We start from the raw sequence: 18,802 nt of genomic DNA, 5'->3' as shown, positions 1-18,802 counted from the left end.
GATAACCTCACTCTTTGGTTTTCCTGATTGCACTAGTTCAACCATCTGTTTTTTGAACTTCTCTGTAAACTTTCTTCGTTTTCTTCTCTTTTGAGCCATGTTAACTTCCTTCTTTCTTTACCTGTTTTAGTTTAACATACTCCATAAGAAAACTGTTCAATTAATTGTAACCTATCCAATCGTCGACATAAAGAATTCAAACTACAATCAAACAGTAATTGAAAATAGTAACTACATGAATATTTCTACTATACCATCAAACAGAAACAAGTAAAAACAGTTCGTAGTGTGCAAAAATTTGTACCCTCACTCAAACCTCAAAATAGCACAATTAAAGCCCGTAAATCCATTTTTATAAGGCAAAAGGATACGGGTAAACTTCGGGATGAGTACTCTCCACCATTTCAGTCCGCATCTCGAGAATTTGAAAAGTTTAAATACCTACAATCAATTCTCGGGTTTTTAAATGCAAAAACTAGTAAAAATCAAGCGGAATTTGACTCATTTTGAAATGTACCAGACATGTTGTAATAAGGATTTTATGAACGATATAACACAGTAAATCAGCGGTTTTTCGTGTTCATATTCATTTGATATTATATGTAGTGCAGGTCGTAAAAAAAGTTTGTCCATAACATCCATATGCATATAAAACCTAACATATTGTAAAGTTTTATTAGCATTTAAATATTGTTTGTGATATATTATATGCAGGAGGTAGGAAAACATGGACAAAGAAAAATTAATGAAAAGAATTTATGAAGACAAAGAGGAACTAGATGAAAGAGAAAAGCAAATAAAAGATGTTTCATATCATTGGGCATTCTGGGGAGTTTATTTAGTACTTGCGATAATTTATGTTCTAAGGATAATTAAAGGATTAGACTTTACGTATGATTTGGTAATGATTATGATGGGACAAGCAGGATTTATGTCTTACTCATTATTCAAAAATGATCGAAATAAAAGAATGAATATGGTTTTTATAGTGATTTCTATTGTGCTTTTTTTTATAGCAACATATCTAACGATGGACAATTATGAAATCATTTAATGATAATAGCCTTTTAGAACTAAAGAATAAACTCAAGATTGCACGAGCAGAAAAATCTCTAACGCAAGAAGATTTAGCAAAAATGTCAGGTGTAACTAGACAGACAATAGGAGCAATAGAAAGTGGTAAATTTAACCCCACTGCTAAATTGGCTTTGATCTTCTGTATTATATTAGATAAGAAGTTTGAAGAACTATTTTATTTTGATTTGCAATAGCAAATTATTAAGGAACTATGGTGATTTGATCATTTTAGTTCTTTTTATATGCAATATATATGGAAGTGCACTTCACTGTAATAAAAAGAAGGAAAAGTTGGATTGTTTTATGCATATTACACCAATAATACTTGATGAAAACCTCCATGCTTTTTTACCTTGATATTCAAAAAGAATGTAATCTGAGTTAAGTACAATGTAAGAAAACATATAAGAAAACATATATGTTAATTGATTATTACATCTACGAATGATATAATATTACTATATTGAAAGGTGTGATAATATGGCCTATAAACCTCCGTATGAAATTACTTCAAAAATGATAGATTATATTTCCAAAATTATGAAATTGATTGGTCAATTGACTTCCTCAAGTGGATTAGACAACAAACCAAGATTGCGACGAACAAACCGTATTCATTCTGTCTATTCGTCTTTAGCTATTGAAAACAATAAATTGACAAAAAATCAGGTTCGTGATGTATTAAATGGAAAAATAGTAATCGGTCCAAAACGTGACATCTTGGAAGCAAAAAACGCTATACGATGCTATGATGATATACTAACAATAAATCCATACGAGAGTAAAGACTTGCTCAAATATCACGGGATAATGATGGAATCTCTTATTGATGATGCCGGAAGCTACCGTCTAAAACAAGAAGGTGTATTTGATGGAGACAAAGTAATCTTCATTGCTCCTCCTCATGACCGAGTACCTGAATTGATTTCAAACCTTTATGATTATCTGAACAATATCAAAGAGAATATATTAATCAAATCAAGTGTGTTCCATTACGAGTTCGAGTTTATCCATCCGTTTAGTGATGGGAATGGACGTATGGGGCGTTTATTTCAAACATGCCTATTAGCTTCTGAAGAAGAAATATTTGCCTATTTACCAGTAGAATCGATCATTAAAGAGCGCCAACAAGAGTACTATGATGCAATTGCTATTTGCCATAAACAAGGGAATTCAAATGTGTTTATTGAGTTTATGCTTGATGCAATCCTTGAAACCATTACAAGAACGATCAATCAATCTAATCTTGAGTCGATTGGTTATAGTATCCAAGTAAAGAAACTATTATCAGTAATGGATATGGAAATACCCTATACTGCTTTAGAGTTAATGGAACTTTGTGGTTTAAAGTCAAGAGCATCCTTCAAAAATAACTATATAGATCCTGCTTTAGAGTCTGGATTGATTCAAATGACCATACCTGATAAACCAAAAAGCAGAAACCAACGATATATCAAAACAGTTAATTATTAAAATCGCGGAGAAACAAGACCCAAAACTTGTATCTTCACCAAAACCCCAAAACAGCTCATCTAAGTCCCGTAAATCCATTTTTCTAAGGCAAAAGGATACGGGTAAACTTCGAGGTGGGTACTCTCCACCATCTAAGCCCGTATCCGGAGATAAATACAGTATGTCTTACTACTGTGATATTCTTCGGTTTTTTATTTGCAAAAAGCATAAAAGAGAAATATCTATTAACAGAACTAATTGGATGCAATTTATAAAAACATCCAATATAAAGATATCCTAATGTGGAGTTTTGCAACTTACGTATCTAAATGCACTTAAATATGTTAAAATTATCTTGACAAATATAAGCTTAGAAAAACTAAAAAGCATATATGATAACATAATATTGGTAATCATAATTATGTACTCTCATAAAGAAGACATTGTAGAAAAGAGGTCATTATGAAATCTGTAAAAGTAACTGGATATGGTGGATTGGATCAACTAAACATCGTTACTCATGATATGCTTGAACCAAAAGATCATGAGGTTTTATTGAAGGTCAAAGCCTGTGGTATTAATAACACAGAGATTTGGATGCGTGAAGGTGCCTATGGGCAGGGTCAGAAATCTGGATGGCGACCTGAAGGTGTTGATTTCCCTAGGACACCTGGATCGGATATCGCAGGGTCGATTGTCAAAGTTGGCAAAGATGTTGATAGTAGTATGATTGGCAAAGATGTCGTGTTGTTTCCCTTCACATCAAGTGGCACAGATGGATTAGAACACATTTCAGAAGATATGGCATTTATAGGATCAGAATATGATGGTGGTTATGCTGAGTATGTTGTTTGGCCTGCCGACTTATGCTTTCCTATGCCTTTACCTGACTATACAAAAAGTTCGGCTATCACAGTAAGTGGACTCACCGCTTGGCATATGGCTGAACAACTAAAAATTCAAGAAGGTGAGACCATCCTAGTTACTGGCGCAAACGGTGGTGTAGGATTATATAATGTCCAGATAGCTGCTAATGTATTTGGGCAAAAATCATTGCCATTATTGGTGATAAAGACTTAGAAAAACCATTAAAAGAATATGGTGCGACATATGTATTATCCTATCGTTCTGAGAACTTAGCAGAAGAAATTATAAAAGTTAATGGTGGCCCTATTGATGGTGTTCTTGACGTGGTTGGAGACGCACTGTTTTCACTCTCACTTAAGGTCTTAAAAAAAGGCGGGAAATTTTGTATATCTGGTTCCGCAGGAGGACAAAAGACAGAGTTAGACTTTCGAACATTATACTTAAAACACATTACCATGTATGGATCTGTCTTAGGGACAAAAGAAGAGTATAAAAAACTTCTTCAAGCTGTCTCTTTACATAAGGTGAAACCAATTATTGATCGTACATTCCCTTTAGAAGAAGCTAGAAAAGCACAAGAATATTTTAAAAAACCTGGAAAGCTAGGGAAGATTGTCCTGATCCCTGATGACAATAGCATGTTCAACCATCGGACTACTCATACCACTTCCAGGCAATCCAGCTAAGGCTATAGGTTTTGTATTGGTTAAGTCTAACGTTACAAACAAGGCGATAAAAAACGAAAGTATAATCATCGGGTCGACACCTGTTAATACAAGTGCTAATGATTACGGTAATAATCATTTATAGTAATAATAAAATATCCATTAGTTCTCTTCTCCTTCTTGTATAATCTGTTTTAGTGTAAATAAAACAACTGTGATGATGAACCCAAGCGGTGTTCCAACTAAGTAAAAAAAGACCTGTTGACCGGCTACTTGTGGTGATAAGAGATAAACTCCCATAATTATTAAAGATATTATCATAATAAACAATAATAGTTCTTTTGCATCTACTTCATCGCCCCATATTTCAATTAAATGTCGTTTTATTTTTTAAACGCCGTATTCATGTTATTCAATTTTTTATATCGGATTTCAACTAAACTACAAGTGATATCGCACCGCTTATAGGCCTTTCTAATTAACATTAGATATGTCAATTGCAACGCCAGTGCGAAATGGTTTTACCTTTCGCCTTATTTGGATATAATTGAGTTAGAATGGAGGTAACAACATGAATGACATTAAATGGTACACTATATTTAAAGTATGGATGTTTAGTCTCTTTGGCTTAGACATCTTCTGGCTTGCTTATTTATTTATTGCAAACCGTATGTATGATGGCGCAATGTTTTTTGATTGGATGGCTGTGATTGTCTATCTAATTATTGGTCTAAGTATTGTATTAGTTATCATCAACATGATTACAAGTATACAAGACAAACGCTATAAGGCTTTAGGCTATGGATTTGGAATTGTCGTTGGTGGTTTTATCTTATTTATGGCAATGATTATATCTGTATTAGCAACAGTCTTTTAATCCTTACAGGGGCACAATAGTGCCTTTTTTTTGTTTAAAGAAGCATACTATTTTATATTTTCTCATGTTATAATAAAAATAGATCAATTTAACTGAGAATCTCAATGATTATTGAAACCATAGGGTCTTACCATAGTGTTTTATATCTTATATGCACTTAATCTCTCTTTCGTATGTTATATCGGACAATATCTAAATCGGCTACTTACATAGGTCCCAAAGCAACTATACCAGCTCAGCTTTTTATCTTTTTGCTTTTTCAGTGTAGATACTATTAAAGGGCATGAATCACATCTGGTTATCTTTGTGTTTAGGCACAGATTTAGGATTGATTTTATGTAAAACATAGGATTAAGCGTTCATCTAAAAGTATGATTGAGAGTGTGTTGATGACACATATGGCGCTGAATTTAGCTTTTGTTTTTTCTATTTACTAAATCTAAAAGGAAAGGAAAAGGTATGATTTCAAGATGGTTATTACAGTTTTACAACAGTATATCGCGTAAGCATTTCTTCATTATATTGGGTATTTTTACCCTGTTTATCTTGTTTATTTTACCAGCTGTATCTGACATAAAAATGCTGTTAGTTGGCGTAAGTAACAGCCCTGATACAAACTTTAACTTTTACCTTGATGACTTTTATAATATGCTTGAACAATATGGTCACAAAGGAAGACAGTTTTATATCCTAATGCGTTGGACATTTGATCTTATATGGCCGCTTGTCTATACGATATTTATAGTGGCAAGTATTGCGCTTTTGTCAAAACTGACTGAGATCAATTATAAAACTAACCATTATATCTTGCCGATAATGGCAATATTGTTCGATTACTTTGAGAACATTTTAGCTACCATCATTATGGCTATTTACCCTATGACATATAACTGGCTTGTCTATATGTTATTTGTTGTATCAGTGTTGAAATGGTTGACACTTAGCTTAGCGTTTATTGTGATGTTTTATTTTGTGGTTCAGTTTATACATAGTCTTATAGCGCAGTTTAAAGAACATAACAATCATAAAGCATAGCCATTAAGCATGGTGCTATTACGATTAAAATCCCAAGAAAGACAGGTGTTTATCGATGAATTTAATAGATGATATTATCAAAGAATATTTAAAAAACGTATATTTTATCAATGGTACTGCGTATGCGGGAAATCAACTGCCTGCAAAATACTAGCGGATAAGTATGACTTATTTCATTGTGAAGAAAACTATCAATATGATAAATTTCTGAATTTGACGACTCCTAAAACACACCCTCATATGAATTACTCTAAAACAATGTCTGGTTGGGAAGAATTCGTCACGCGTGATAAAGAACACTATTATGCTTGGTTAAAAGGCGTTAGCGAAGAACTCATTGATTTTGAAATACTTGAGCTTATTTCAATTGCAAAAGATCAAAAAGTTATTGTCGATACCAACTTGCCACATCGGGTTCTAAAAAAGATTAGTGATCCTAGTCGTGTGGTCTATATGGTAACAACGCCAGAAATTTCAATGAATGAATTTTTTAATCGTGAAGATGAAGAAAAGCAATTCTTACTCAACGTGATTAAACAGACTGATGACCCTGAAGGTAATCTTAAAAGATACAAAGATGTCATTCAATACTGTAATCGACAAGAGCTTGTGGATGAATTTAAAGACAGTGGTTTTTTATGCATTACAAGAGAGAGCCTTGAAGATGATATCAATGAAAAAGTGACTCAGATTGAAGACCATTTTGGTCTAAACAAATAACAAAGGCTAATGGATAGTCCTCCTTTTAAAGTTTGACTTGATATGGTTTATTGGATCATGTCTTTTTTAGAGGTATTATCATTCAGCCTTTTTTATTGTTTGATTTATAAAATCAACCATTTATAAACTACGGTTAATTTGGTATAATAATACTTGAAATATAAACAGAAACCAACAATTTTAGGATGTCAAAATAGGGCAATGCAATAATTATTCAATTGTTACACTTGCTGATGTAAATAAATAGTTAATGACATTATACGCAACAGACAGTCAGTGAGGTATGAGTAAAATTATCATTGATTGGTTTTAAAAATGGATACACTGATAGAAACAGCGTTGAGAAAGTATGTGACCCAACTCTTGGATCACATACTTTAGAGTAATATTGGTAAAGATTCTTCAAAAAGAAAATGTGAAACATGGTTTTTTAGACAAGAGATTAATTTATTATTGATGAACTAACTATAATTAATCGGTTTTCACGACACTAACGTTAAACGTTTTTTTATGTCATACGGAGATACGTAATGTGTTTATCATGCATGTATTAAGTTGGGGTCATCAAGTGAAACAGCCAAAATTTAGAGTTTTCTAGTACTTTAGATTCTGATGAAAGTAACGAAAGATATAGTAATATTAAATTGATTCAATTACCGTTAGATTCATTTGATTGTGCTAATGAAGAACTTACCAGACAAGGAACTAAAAATAAGGTACCGATGCCTAGCTACAGATAGTTTTAAAAACTGTAGGTGCTATTAAGAAGCTATCGCCACAACTTGACGTTTGAATGGATAGTACGCATTTTGAATAGTTTTATAGAAGGATCGGAAACACTAAAGAGCTTCATTAAATAGATGACAAGAATTACAATAACTTTTTGGTAACTCTCATCAACCGCTATTATGACAAAGCAAATATTTTTAGGAGGAAAGCACAATGATTAAAGAACTCATTGAGCAAAACAAAGTATTTTTGAAAGATACACCAGAGGTGTATTTTTCACCTGGAAGAGTGAACTTAATCGGTGAACATATTGACTATCATGGGGGAAATGTCTTTCCAGCAGCGATTGAACTTGGCATTTATGCATTTGTTACAAAACGTAACGACCAACAATTCAAAGTTAAAAGTTTACAGATGAATGATAGTCCTATTATGATTCAAATGAATGATTTGGCGTATGCTAAAAAACGAGGCTGGGCAAACTTTATCTCAGGTATGATGGCAGCGTGTTTAGACACAATCCCCTCACATGGATTAAACATTGTGTTTTATTCTAATTTACCAAGTAGTTCGGGACTGTCATCAAGCGCAGCATTAGAAGTTCTCGTTGGCGTTATATTAAACCAAACATATGCATTAGGTATTCCCCGTAAGCAACTTGTGCAAATCGCTCAAGATGTTGAAAACAACTATATTCATGTGAAATGTGGTATCATGGATCAGTTTGCGGTTGGAATGGGGAAAAAAGATCATGCTATTTTTTTGAATACTGACACACTCGATTACGAACTTGTACCGTTTGTTCTAAAGGAGTATAAGTTAATGATTGCCAATACTAATAAGTCGCGACAACTAGCTGATTCAAAATATAATGAACGTGTTAATGAATGTCGAGCGGCCTTAGAAATCATTCAAAAAGACTATAAAGATGTTCCGTATTTAAGTGCACTTGAGCTCACCGATTTAGAAGCTGTTGAGCATGTATTAAAAGATGACCTCCTCTTTCGGAGAGTTCGCCATGTAGTGACTGAAACAAAACGAACAAATCAAGCCGTTGATTTACTCAAGAAAGGGAATATTAAATCTTTTGGTGAGCTTCTCAACCAAAGTCATATGTCTTTAAAAAATGACTATGAGGTAAGCTGTCATGAACTAGATGTCTTAGTTGATGCCTTTCTCAAAGAAGGTGCGATTGGTGCGCGGATGACAGGCGCAGGATTTGGTGGATGCATTGTGGCGATTGTTAAAACGTCATTCAACGTGGCAAATGAACAACAAATTCAAAACATCTATACCTCAAAAATACATTTACATACAGATATCTATCAAGCAAACCCATCAGATGGGACAAAGAAAATAAATATAGAGGAGTTGCTATAATGCGTATATGTGTCACAGGAGGCGCTGGGTATATTGGCTCACATGCTGTAAAAATGTTGGTAAATCATGGCCACGATGTAGTGGTTGTCGATAATTTATCAACAGGATATGAACAAGCAGTTGACCCAAACGCCACATTTTATAACTGTAGTATTTTAGAGACCGATCGCTTAGTCTCAATATTTCAAGAAGAAGCAATTGAAGCAATCATGCATTTTGCCGCATTTAGTATTGTGCCAGAGAGTATGAAGAATCCGCTCAAGTATTATAATAACAATGTTTATGGCACTAGTTGTTTGTTAGAAGCAATGCATCAAGCAAACGTTACCTACATTATCTTTAGTTCAACAGCTGCAGTGTATGGTGAACAAACAACAATGCCAATTACAGAAGATATGGAAGAGTTACCAACGAATCCTTACGGACAAACAAAACTTGCAATGGAACATATGATGCACTGGGCTGAAAAAGCATATGGTATTAAACATATTGCATTACGGTATTTCAATGTTGCAGGGGCATATCACGATGGAAGTATTGGAGAAGCACATAACCCTGAAACCCATCTAATTCCCCTGATTTTACAAGTACCACTTGGGCAACGTGAAGAAATTTATATCTTTGGGGATGATTACGATACACCTGATGGCAGCTGTATTCGTGATTACATCCATGTCGAGGATTTAATTGATGCGCATATTTTGGCAATTGACTATGTCAAAAAAACCAATAACAGTACGTATTTTAACTTAGGTAGTGGCGATGGATACAGTGTTAAGGAAATGATTGAAGCGGCTAGAGATGTTACAAATCTAGAAATCAAGGCATCTGTAAAAGGTCGTAGAGAAGGAGACCCCGCAAGATTAATCGCATCTAGTCAAAAAGCTAAAGACATATTAAAGTGGGCACCAAAATATACCCATGTAAAAGATATTATAAAAGCAGCTTGGCAGTTTCACGAGTCTCATCCAAATGGGTATCACAATGACTAATATACATAGCGCAATTAAATCCCTTGTTTATTATGGCAAGTATAATCAACTATTAACAGAAGATGATATCCCCTATGCATTAAACAGACTTGCTGATTTGTGTCAACTTGATGTATTTATAGATTGCGAGATTGATAATGCCTATAAAACAAATCGACCAACTGAGTTAATTAAACCACTAATCGCATATGCTAAAGCAAACCACTTATTGGCATACGATTCCGTTTCACAAGAAGATATATTTGAAGCTAAATGTATGGATGTGATATTGCCTCGTCCATCAGAGTTAAATCAACAGTTTTTCGCTAAAGAGCACGTTAACGTAGTAGCAGCAACTGACTTCTACTATGAACTATCAAAACAAAGTAATTATATTAAGACAGACCGCATAGAAAAGAATATCACATGGCAATCAAAGACAAAGTATGGCACCTTTGATATGACCATCAACCTAAGTAAGCCCGAAAAGGATCCAAAAGACATCATTAAACAAAAGAAACAATCTAGTAAAGGCCATATTCAGTGTTTACTATGTAAAGAAAATGTAGGATATAGTGGGTATACTACCAATGTGGGTCGAACATCTCACCGTGTGATCCCCATTGATTTGAACAACGAACCCTTCTATTTACAGTATTCACCCTATGTTTACTATAATGAACATTGTATCGTCTTACACAAAGATCATACACCAATGAAAGTCAGTAAAAAAACATTTAAACGGTTGTTTGACTTTGTCGAACGATTTAACCACTACTTCTTGGGCAGTAATGCGGGATTACCAATTGTTGGAGGCAGTATCTTGTCCCATGAACATTATCAAGGGGGACGACATACCTTTCCCATTGAATCTGCAGATGTGTTAACATCTGTACAATTAGACGACGTGACACTAGAAAAACTCTATTGGCCTCTATCGGTCATTAGATTATCGTCTAAAAACAGAGAAAAACTTGAAAAAGTTGCGATAAAACTATATCACTATTGGGAAAATTACAGCGATGAATCTGTTGGCATCTATAGTCATACTGATGCGCCTCACAATGCCATTACACCAATCGCAAGATATCAAAATGGTACATATGTATTAGATATGACATTACGAAACAACCTAACAAGTGATGCGTATCCACTGGGTATTTTTCATCCCCACCAGGTACACCATCACATTAAAAAAGAAAATATTGGGCTAATTGAAGTCATGGGGTTAGCCGTCTTGCCAGCTAGATTAAAGACTGAACTCTACGCCATTATTGAGGCGCTCACAAATAGTACCCCATTGCCTAAGGGTCTAGAACATCATCACGATTGGTTTAAGACACTACAAGATAACAAACCGACAAGCAATATAAAAGCATTTGTCTATCAAGAAACAGCCAAAGAATTCATGTATTGTTTAGAAGATGCAGGTGTCTTTAAACAAGATGATCAAGGACAACGAGCATTTGATAAAATGATTAGGGGGTTTTTAAATGCTTAAACAAACAACAGAAAAAATACATCATCATGACGTTACTATAATTAATGTTGAAACACCCGATATGAAATTTAAGTGTATGTCACTTGGCGCAACGATTTTAGATATTCAAACCAAAGATCATTCAGGCAAGTTTGAAAGTGTCGTTATGCAGTTTGATTCGTTGTCACAGTATGATCATAATAAACTCTTTCTTAATCAAATTATTGGTCCAACAGCAGGACGTTTACCGGAAGGCCCGTATACATTTGGAGGAGAAGAAATCACTTTAAACTTAAACAATGGAAATGCGCATTTACACGGTGGTAGATACGGTATTATGAACATTAATTTCGATGTTGAAGTCACTGAAGAAAACAGTGAGACACGTATTACTTTCAAGACATCAAGTGACCAAGAAAGTTTTTATCCTGGTGTGCAAACGTTTAAGATAACATACACGATCAAAGGGTCATCATTCACAATTGACTTTGAGGCAGATACGACCGCTGAGACACTGATAAACTTAACGAGTCATTTGTATTTTAACTTACGTGGAAACATGAAAGAATCGGTTTTACATCAAGTGCTTCACATGACAGCCGATCGCTATTTGGCATTAGATGATGATTTCATACCCGTCACAATTAAACCAGTAACAGGGACACATTTGGACTTTAACCACCCCTCGTTAATTGGTAACCATATGACAAAAGAAATATTAGCAAAACCAGAAAAGGGAATAGATAATCCATTACTGTTTGGTGATAAAAAAGAGATAAATCTATATGATCCTACTTCAAAACGGTCATTAATGATTACAACTGACTATCCAAGTGTTGTGGTTTATACTGACAATCATAACCAAGGATATACGTTTAAACATATGACTGATCGTGTATTACATATGGGCATTTGTTTTGAAACACAGTTACCACCAAATGGCATTCATATACCGGGTTGTGAAGATGGTATTTTAAGTGGTGGCGAGCACTATCATTACACTACCCATTACAGATTTGATGTGACACAATCATATGATTAAGATATCAGATAAAGTCTTTCACCTTTCAACCGAAACGACGAGTTACCTCTTTTGTGTCAATGAACACAATCATTTAGAACACTTATATTATGGTGAACATCTCGATGTTCTAGATAATATAGATGCCTATTTAGAACGCTACGCGTTTGAATTAGGTAGTGCAACATCATACCGTGCCGACACAAGAGGATATATGTTAAATCATGTCAAACTAGAAGCATCGACATACGGCAAAGGAGACTATCGCTTGCCGATGCTTCATATTGAAGGGAAAGATGGAATTAGAACGACAGATTTTACGTATAAAAGCCACCACATCATAACGAACTATACCGTAAAAAATATGCCGTTATCACGTAAAGAAGAAACGTTAAAAGTTATTTTATATGACGATATTTTAGATCTTGAGTTGGCGCTATATTATTCTGTGTTTACGCGTGAAAATATCATAACAAGACACGCTGAGATACGTAACTGCTCGAGTGATGATGTTGTACTTGATCGGGCAAGTAGTATCAATCTTGATCTCTTATATAACAAGCAAGTCTTAACAAAACTAGATGGCGCATGGATTAGAGAAAAACACAAAAATACTTATCAACTGACAAAAGGGACACTTGTAATAGACAGTAAAAAAGGCGTCTCTAGTGCCGATCATAATCCAGCGTTTATGTTGCAAGATGATGTTGGCATAACGGGTATGATTTTAATGTATAGCGGTAACTTTGAAGCGACATTCGAAGTGACACCTCACGACTTGTTAAGGGTGACATTAGGAATTAATCACTTTGATTTTCGATATACTTTGTCCAAAGACAGTACCTTTATTACACCAGAAGTTATTCTGAGTTATTCAGTTAAAGATGAAACCCATTTAGCGAATCAATTTCATCAGTTTATTAATGCGTATGTCATTCCAAAACAACATCAAAAAGCACGCCCAATTATCATTAATAACTGGGAAGCAACCTATTTTGATTTTAATGAAAAGAAGTTAATAGCCATCGCCAAAAAAGCAAAAAAACTTGGGATGGAACTGCTATGTCTAGATGACGGGTGGTTCGGACATAGGGATGATGATACATCGTCTCTAGGCGATTGGCAGACACATCCGAAGAAACTTAAAAAAGGCTTAGGAAAACTCATTACAAAAATCAATGCGATTGGACTTGAGTTTGGTTTATGGATTGAACCAGAAATGATATCAATTAATAGTGAACTCTATATAGCACATCCAGAATGGGCAATTCAACTGCCTGATACAGTTCCAAGCATTGGCAGAAACCAACTAGTTCTTGATTTAGCTCAACAAGCTGTTCAAGATTTTATCATTGAGACAGTGAGTGAGTTATTAAAAACCTATAATATAACCTATATTAAATGGGATCATAATCGTAATTTAACCGATAGTTATACCCCAGGTGATAATCCTTATGCCCATCACTATCTATATACAATGGGCTTATATCGTATAATCGAAACACTAACAACACGGCATCAGGATGTTTTGTTTGAATCATGTGCAAGTGGTGGAAATCGTGCTGACTTAGGGATGATGTACTATATGCCACAAACATGGACAAGCGATAATACTGATCCAGATGAACGATTACTCATTCAAGAAGGCGCTAGTTTATTTTATCCTTTATCAAACATGAGTAACCATGTCGCTTCAGAAGTGAGTCACCAAATGTTTCGCAAGACCCCACTTGAAACACGGTTTAATGTGGCAGCATTTGGGGTATTAGGCTATGAACTTGATGTGACCAAACTTACTCCTTTTGATGAAAAAGTTATTGCCAAACAAATTCTTTTTTATAAAACGTATCGTACACTATTTCAGTACGGCTATTTTCAAATCATTCCCCACCCAAAATACCATGTTTGGGCTGTTTATAATGATACATTTGATCAAGCCATTGTAATGGTCTACCAACATCATATGACACCGAATCCTCGGATTGAGCGGATTAAAATACCGCTTCTTACCAAAGGGTCATATACTGTAGAAACTAGGGAACAATTCTTTAATATTCGTGCCTTCGGCAGTTTAGTGAATGAAGCATTACCAATATCTTTAAAAGTACATTCATGGCTTTATAATACCATTGCGAATAGATACTTATTTAAAGCAAATACATTCAATGTCACTAGACAGTCAACAACCCTAAAACACCACGGATTAATTTTACCGCATGAGTTTACATCAACAGGATATAATGATCAGGTTATGCCCTTACCTGACTATAATTCACAACTATTTATACTAAAAAAAATTAAGGAGATAGACAATGACTAGTAAGAAGCTAACCAAAAAAACGAAGTTTGCTTATGCCCTTGGTGGGCTAGGGAAAGATATGATGTTCGCAACGAGCACATATATGATGTTTTATTTTAATGATTTACTTGGAATCAGTAGTGCGTTTTTAGGTGTAATGATTATGGTTGTCCGTATTTGGGATGCCATCAATGATCCCATCATGGGAACCATTGTGGATAAGACAGAATCAAGATGGGGGAAATTTAGACCCTGGATTTTAATTGGAACAGTATTAAATGCCTTTATCTTGGTTATGTTATTTTTAAATCCTGGCTTTCAAACGAACTCAATCATACAACTTGTTTATGTCACAACATTCTATACGCTTTGGGGTATGACCTATACATTGATGGACATTCCCTTCTGGTCAATGATACCTGCGCTTAGTTATGATCAAAAAGAACGTGAGGATGTTACGGTATTAACTCGATTGTTTACCAGTATTGGGTATTTTATTGTTGCTGGGGGATATATTACCTTCGCCCATCTATTAGCCGGTGGAGATACGCCTGAAGCTGAGATTAGAGGATTACTTATTTTTGCAATTATCGTTGCCGTTATTTTTGTCATTACAGAAATCATCACCGTTACAAATGTAAAAGAAAACATTCAACCTGCCGATAAAGAAAAACGATCACTTAAAAAAATGTTTGAACTATTAAAGAAAAATGACCAGTTGTTAGTAGTAATGGTTGTTGTATTAACGATTAACTTCACCCTATACATTACTAGTGGTATGGCGATTTATTACATCACCTATGCGGTGGGAAATAGTGATTACTTTATTATCTTTATGGCTGTTGGAGGCATCCTTCAAATGCTCGGAACCATTGTCTTTTATCAACTTAGAAATTATTTCAATCGGAAAAAAATATTTAATCTTGCGATATTGATTCAATTTGTTGGATTCATACTATTATTCTTCAATGCCTTTTTATTTAAATCACATGTCGTACTCCTCTTTGTCTTTGCGGGAATTGTCTTTTTAGGACAAGGGATATTTATGGTTATTCAAACTGTTATATTGAGTGATACTGTAGAGTATGGAGAATGGAAAACACATAAACGAAGTGAATCTATTGCGTTTAGTGTCCAAACCTTCGTTGTGAAAATGGCAATGGGATTATCAAGTGGGGTCATCGGGATTGGTCTTGCCATAATTAATTTTGTTCCATCAAGACAAATCAATGGCGTGATTACCCGTTTTGAACAATCTAGTACAACGTTACTTGGAATGAGTTTAATAATGTTCATTTTACCATTATTTGGACTATTAATCGGGCAATTTGTCTTTAACAAAACACATATATTAGATGAAGCGAAATACGCATTAATTGTGAAAGAATTAAAATTAAGAAAAGAGGCAAAAGATGAAACGGATACCACTCAATAACAATTGGCACTATCTTGATCATTTTGACCCATCTTTTATTGACACGCCCCTCGTTAGTCCAGAAGAAATCCGCTTGCCGCATACGAATAAAGAGTTACCATATCACTATTTTGATGAGCGTAGTTACCAATTTGTTAGTAGTTATGAGCAATTCTTAACGGTAGAGAAACAAACTGATAAACAGTACTATCTACATTTTGAGGGTGTCATGACCGTTGCGACTGTCTATCTAAACGGGATAGAAGTAGGCTCGCATAAAGGAGGCTATACGCCATTTAAAATCCATGTTACAGATCATTTAAAAAATGGGGAAAATCGATTGTTTGTTAAAGTCGATTCAACGGAACGTACCGATGTCCCACCATTTGGATTTGTTGTTGATTATTTAACATATGGTGGCATCTACCGTGAAGTGACCTTGCTCGAAAAAGAAGCGAATCATATTGAAGATGTGTTTGTTCATGTTGAACGAGATTTACTCCACATTGATATACACAGTATCTTTACAAAAGGGAATCTTATTGAAGCAAAAATCGCCATCAAACAAGATGACACATTAATTAAAAGTTTTGATCAACGCTTGGATCAAGAGACAACACAAATTGTTGAAACGTGTCACCTAAACACATGGGATATTGACACTCCTAATATGTATACACTTGAGATATATAGTGGTGAAGTATTATTGTATCAGACACGATTTGCCAAACGCGATATCGCCTTTAAAGTGGATGGGTTTTACTTGAATGGTGAGCGCTTAAAGTTGCGTGGATTAAATCGCCATCAGTCCTATCCATATGTTGGATATGCGATGCCTTCAAGTGCACAAAAACGCGATGCCGATATCTTAAAATATGACTTAGGATGTACAGTTGTAAGAAGCTCTCACTATCCACCAAGTCGTCACTTCTTAGACCGGTGTGATGATATAGGATTATTGGTTGTAACTGAGTTGCCGGGGTGGCAACACATCGGTGATGACTTATGGAAAGAGGTTGCGAAAGAAAATGTTCGTGAGATGATCATTCGAGATCGTAATCACCCATCAATTATATTATGGGGGGTTCGTATTAATGAATCACCTGACGATGATTCATTCTATCAAGCAACCAATCATATCGCGCATGAGTTGGATCCAACACGTCCAACAGGTGGGGTTAGAAACTTCAAAGGATCAACACTTTTTGAAGATGTGTACACTTACAATGATTTTGTTCATAGAGGCGATAATATCGGTCTTGAAGCCCCTAAAAAAGTCGCAAAACAAACTGCGCCATATCTCGTGACAGAATATAACGGGCATATGTATCCAACAAAACCATTTGATGATGAAATACACCGGATCAACCAAGTTAAACGCCATTTAAATGTATTGGAATATGCCTATAGAGATCCGAAAATTTCGGGTGCTATTGGTTGGTGTATGTTTGACTATAATACGCATAAAGACTTTGGAAGCGGCGATAAAATTTGTTATCATGGTGTTCTAGATATGTTTAGAAATACAAAGTATGCAGCACATGTCTACGCTTCGCAAAACGATCATGAACCGATTTTAGAAATAGCATCTAATTTACAAATTGGTGATTTTGAAGCAAGTGAAATTAAAGAGGTTATTGTCTTAACCAATTTAGATGAAGTCAAGTTTTACATTAACGAAGACTATATAAAAACCTTTAAGCCATCAAAGGAGTATACACATTTAGATCATCCCCCAATTATTATTGACGATTTTATTGGGAATCTAATTCATGATAATGAACCCTATTCAAAAAAAGATGCTGACACCATTAAAGCGATATTGTTACATATCATGAAACACGGTATGAACTTACCACTTCGATTGAAACTTAAAATGGCTTGGGTACTGTTTAAAAATAAATTATCGATTGATGAAGCTGCTAAATTGTATGAACATTACGTCGGTAAATGGGGACTAGCTTCATTAACCTATCGTTTCGAAGGATATAAAAATGGTGCTTTAGTGATGACAAAACAAGTAGGACCATCGTACTCTAATCATCTTAGTGTCACAATAGACGATAATGAGATAGCTGAAACAGATACCTATGAAGTTACTAAAATGACTGTTATGCACAAAGATCACAATGACAATAGATTGTTCTATTCTGCCTTACCTGTAACACTAACTATTGATGGTCCATTAGAATGTATCGGTCCAAAGACACGACCACTTCGTGGTGGTGTGACCAGTTTCCATGTCAAAACAACAGGCAAAAAAGGTTTAGCTAAAGCTATTATATCAACTCAGGAGTTCCCTGACGAACGTCTTGAAATCACCGTTTTATAAACCATTTAATAACAACTATTAACAATCCCCACTTTTTTCTACAAACACCCTATAAGGGATACATTAATTGAGAGCGTTGTTGGAGGCTGTAACACCATTTTGTACAACGGTTGAACACCATTTGGGCTAACCAAATAATTAAATAAATAATGTATGCGGACCCTAGAAAGGCTACTAGTCACTCTCTTAGAAAGCCGTTTAGTTGCATCTCATTTTCGGCTAAACATTTCCTTAAAGAGTCATAGATTTCGACTCGTAATACGTCTAACAATATCAGGAATCATCAGTTGGAAAAAACGGCCCTGTTATTGCTGCTGGCGTCTTGTTTGATATAGACATTAGAACATACATTATTTTTTCAGCTGGACAATTAATTGTCCAAAAATCATCGCACCTTCTTCTGTTTGAGTTTATAGTCTTTTACCATACTATATTTCTGTCGATAGTATACTTTATAACCCTTACAGATTAGATGCCAAGCTA

General features: G+C 34.8%; 15 protein-coding genes. 14 read left to right on the top strand and 1 reads right to left on the bottom strand.

The annotated features are described in order from the left end of the window. The first annotated feature begins 727 nt into the window (after positions 1-727). The 4 genes from UMR38_07175 to UMR38_07160 all read left to right on the top strand — a co-directional run bounded on the left by UMR38_07175 (position 728) and on the right by UMR38_07160 (position 3,609). Positions 728-1,054 carry a DUF6442 family protein gene (locus UMR38_07175; GenBank protein MEC9485643.1) on the top strand — a complete coding sequence of 109 codons (327 nt, stop codon included), beginning with the start codon at positions 728-730 and terminating at the stop codon, positions 1,052-1,054. Then, on the top strand, positions 1,041-1,271 hold the full coding sequence (locus tag UMR38_07170) for a helix-turn-helix transcriptional regulator (GenBank protein MEC9485642.1): 231 nt from the start codon (positions 1,041-1,043) through the stop codon (positions 1,269-1,271). The genes UMR38_07175 and UMR38_07170 overlap by 14 nt, the downstream gene beginning before the upstream one ends. A gap of 286 nt (positions 1,272-1,557) precedes the next feature. Beyond that, the gene (locus UMR38_07165) at positions 1,558-2,550 is read left to right on the top strand and encodes a Fic family protein (protein ID MEC9485641.1); all 993 of its coding nucleotides are present in this window, start codon (positions 1,558-1,560) and stop codon (positions 2,548-2,550) included. Positions 2,551-2,991: 441 nt separating this feature from the next. Continuing rightward, positions 2,992-3,609 (top strand): alcohol dehydrogenase catalytic domain-containing protein, encoded by a 618-nt coding sequence (locus UMR38_07160; protein ID MEC9485640.1) that lies wholly within the window; start codon positions 2,992-2,994, stop codon positions 3,607-3,609. Positions 3,610-3,998: 389 nt separating this feature from the next. On the opposite strand, the gene UMR38_07155 is transcribed toward UMR38_07160, so the two are convergent. Further along, the gene (locus UMR38_07155) at positions 3,999-4,151 is read right to left on the bottom strand and encodes a hypothetical protein (protein ID MEC9485639.1); all 153 of its coding nucleotides are present in this window, start codon (positions 4,149-4,151) and stop codon (positions 3,999-4,001) included. Between the two features lie 481 nt (positions 4,152-4,632). On the opposite strand from UMR38_07155, the gene UMR38_07150 reads away from it, so the two are divergent. From UMR38_07150 to UMR38_07105, 10 genes are all read left to right on the top strand, one after another. Beyond that, on the top strand, positions 4,633-4,938 hold the full coding sequence (locus tag UMR38_07150) for a hypothetical protein (protein ID MEC9485638.1): 306 nt from the start codon (positions 4,633-4,635) through the stop codon (positions 4,936-4,938). Positions 4,939-5,397: 459 nt separating this feature from the next. Further along, positions 5,398-5,973, top strand: a complete 576-nt coding sequence (locus tag UMR38_07145) for a hypothetical protein (GenBank protein MEC9485637.1) — start codon at positions 5,398-5,400, stop codon at positions 5,971-5,973. Between the two features lie 240 nt (positions 5,974-6,213). Then, complete coding sequence (locus UMR38_07140; protein MEC9485636.1) at positions 6,214-6,693, top strand: hypothetical protein; 480 nt, start codon at positions 6,214-6,216, stop codon at positions 6,691-6,693. 942 nt (positions 6,694-7,635) lie between these two features. Further along, positions 7,636-8,802 (top strand): galactokinase, encoded by a 1,167-nt coding sequence (locus UMR38_07135; GenBank protein MEC9485635.1) that lies wholly within the window; start codon positions 7,636-7,638, stop codon positions 8,800-8,802. Then, positions 8,802-9,794: a UDP-glucose 4-epimerase GalE gene (galE, locus tag UMR38_07130; protein ID MEC9485634.1), complete on the top strand. Its 993-nt coding sequence runs from the start codon at positions 8,802-8,804 to the stop codon at positions 9,792-9,794. The genes UMR38_07135 and galE overlap by 1 nt, the downstream gene beginning before the upstream one ends. Beyond that, positions 9,787-11,274 carry a UDP-glucose--hexose-1-phosphate uridylyltransferase gene (locus UMR38_07125; GenBank protein ID MEC9485633.1) on the top strand — a complete coding sequence of 496 codons (1,488 nt, stop codon included), beginning with the start codon at positions 9,787-9,789 and terminating at the stop codon, positions 11,272-11,274. The genes galE and UMR38_07125 overlap by 8 nt, the downstream gene beginning before the upstream one ends. Further along, positions 11,267-12,295 (top strand): hypothetical protein, encoded by a 1,029-nt coding sequence (locus UMR38_07120; protein MEC9485632.1) that lies wholly within the window; start codon positions 11,267-11,269, stop codon positions 12,293-12,295. The genes UMR38_07125 and UMR38_07120 overlap by 8 nt, the downstream gene beginning before the upstream one ends. Next, a complete protein-coding gene (locus UMR38_07115; protein MEC9485631.1) occupies positions 12,288-14,594 on the top strand; it encodes an alpha-galactosidase in 2,307 nt (768 codons plus the stop codon). Before UMR38_07120 ends, UMR38_07115 begins: the two co-directional genes overlap by 8 nt. Next, the gene (locus tag UMR38_07110; protein ID MEC9485630.1) at positions 14,587-16,008 is read left to right on the top strand and encodes a glycoside-pentoside-hexuronide (GPH):cation symporter; all 1,422 of its coding nucleotides are present in this window, start codon (positions 14,587-14,589) and stop codon (positions 16,006-16,008) included. The genes UMR38_07115 and UMR38_07110 overlap by 8 nt, the downstream gene beginning before the upstream one ends. Next, complete coding sequence (locus tag UMR38_07105) at positions 15,986-18,319, top strand: glycoside hydrolase family 2 TIM barrel-domain containing protein (GenBank protein MEC9485629.1); 2,334 nt, start codon at positions 15,986-15,988, stop codon at positions 18,317-18,319. Before UMR38_07110 ends, UMR38_07105 begins: the two co-directional genes overlap by 23 nt. Positions 18,320-18,802 lie beyond the last annotated feature (483 nt).

The organism is Candidatus Izemoplasma sp., from assembly GCA_036172455.1.
GTDB lineage: Bacteria > Bacillota_I > Bacilli_A > Izemoplasmatales > Izemoplasmataceae > JAIPGF01.
The sequence above is the reverse complement of the archived record's forward strand: the minus strand, read 5'-3'. Positions and strand labels throughout refer to the sequence as shown.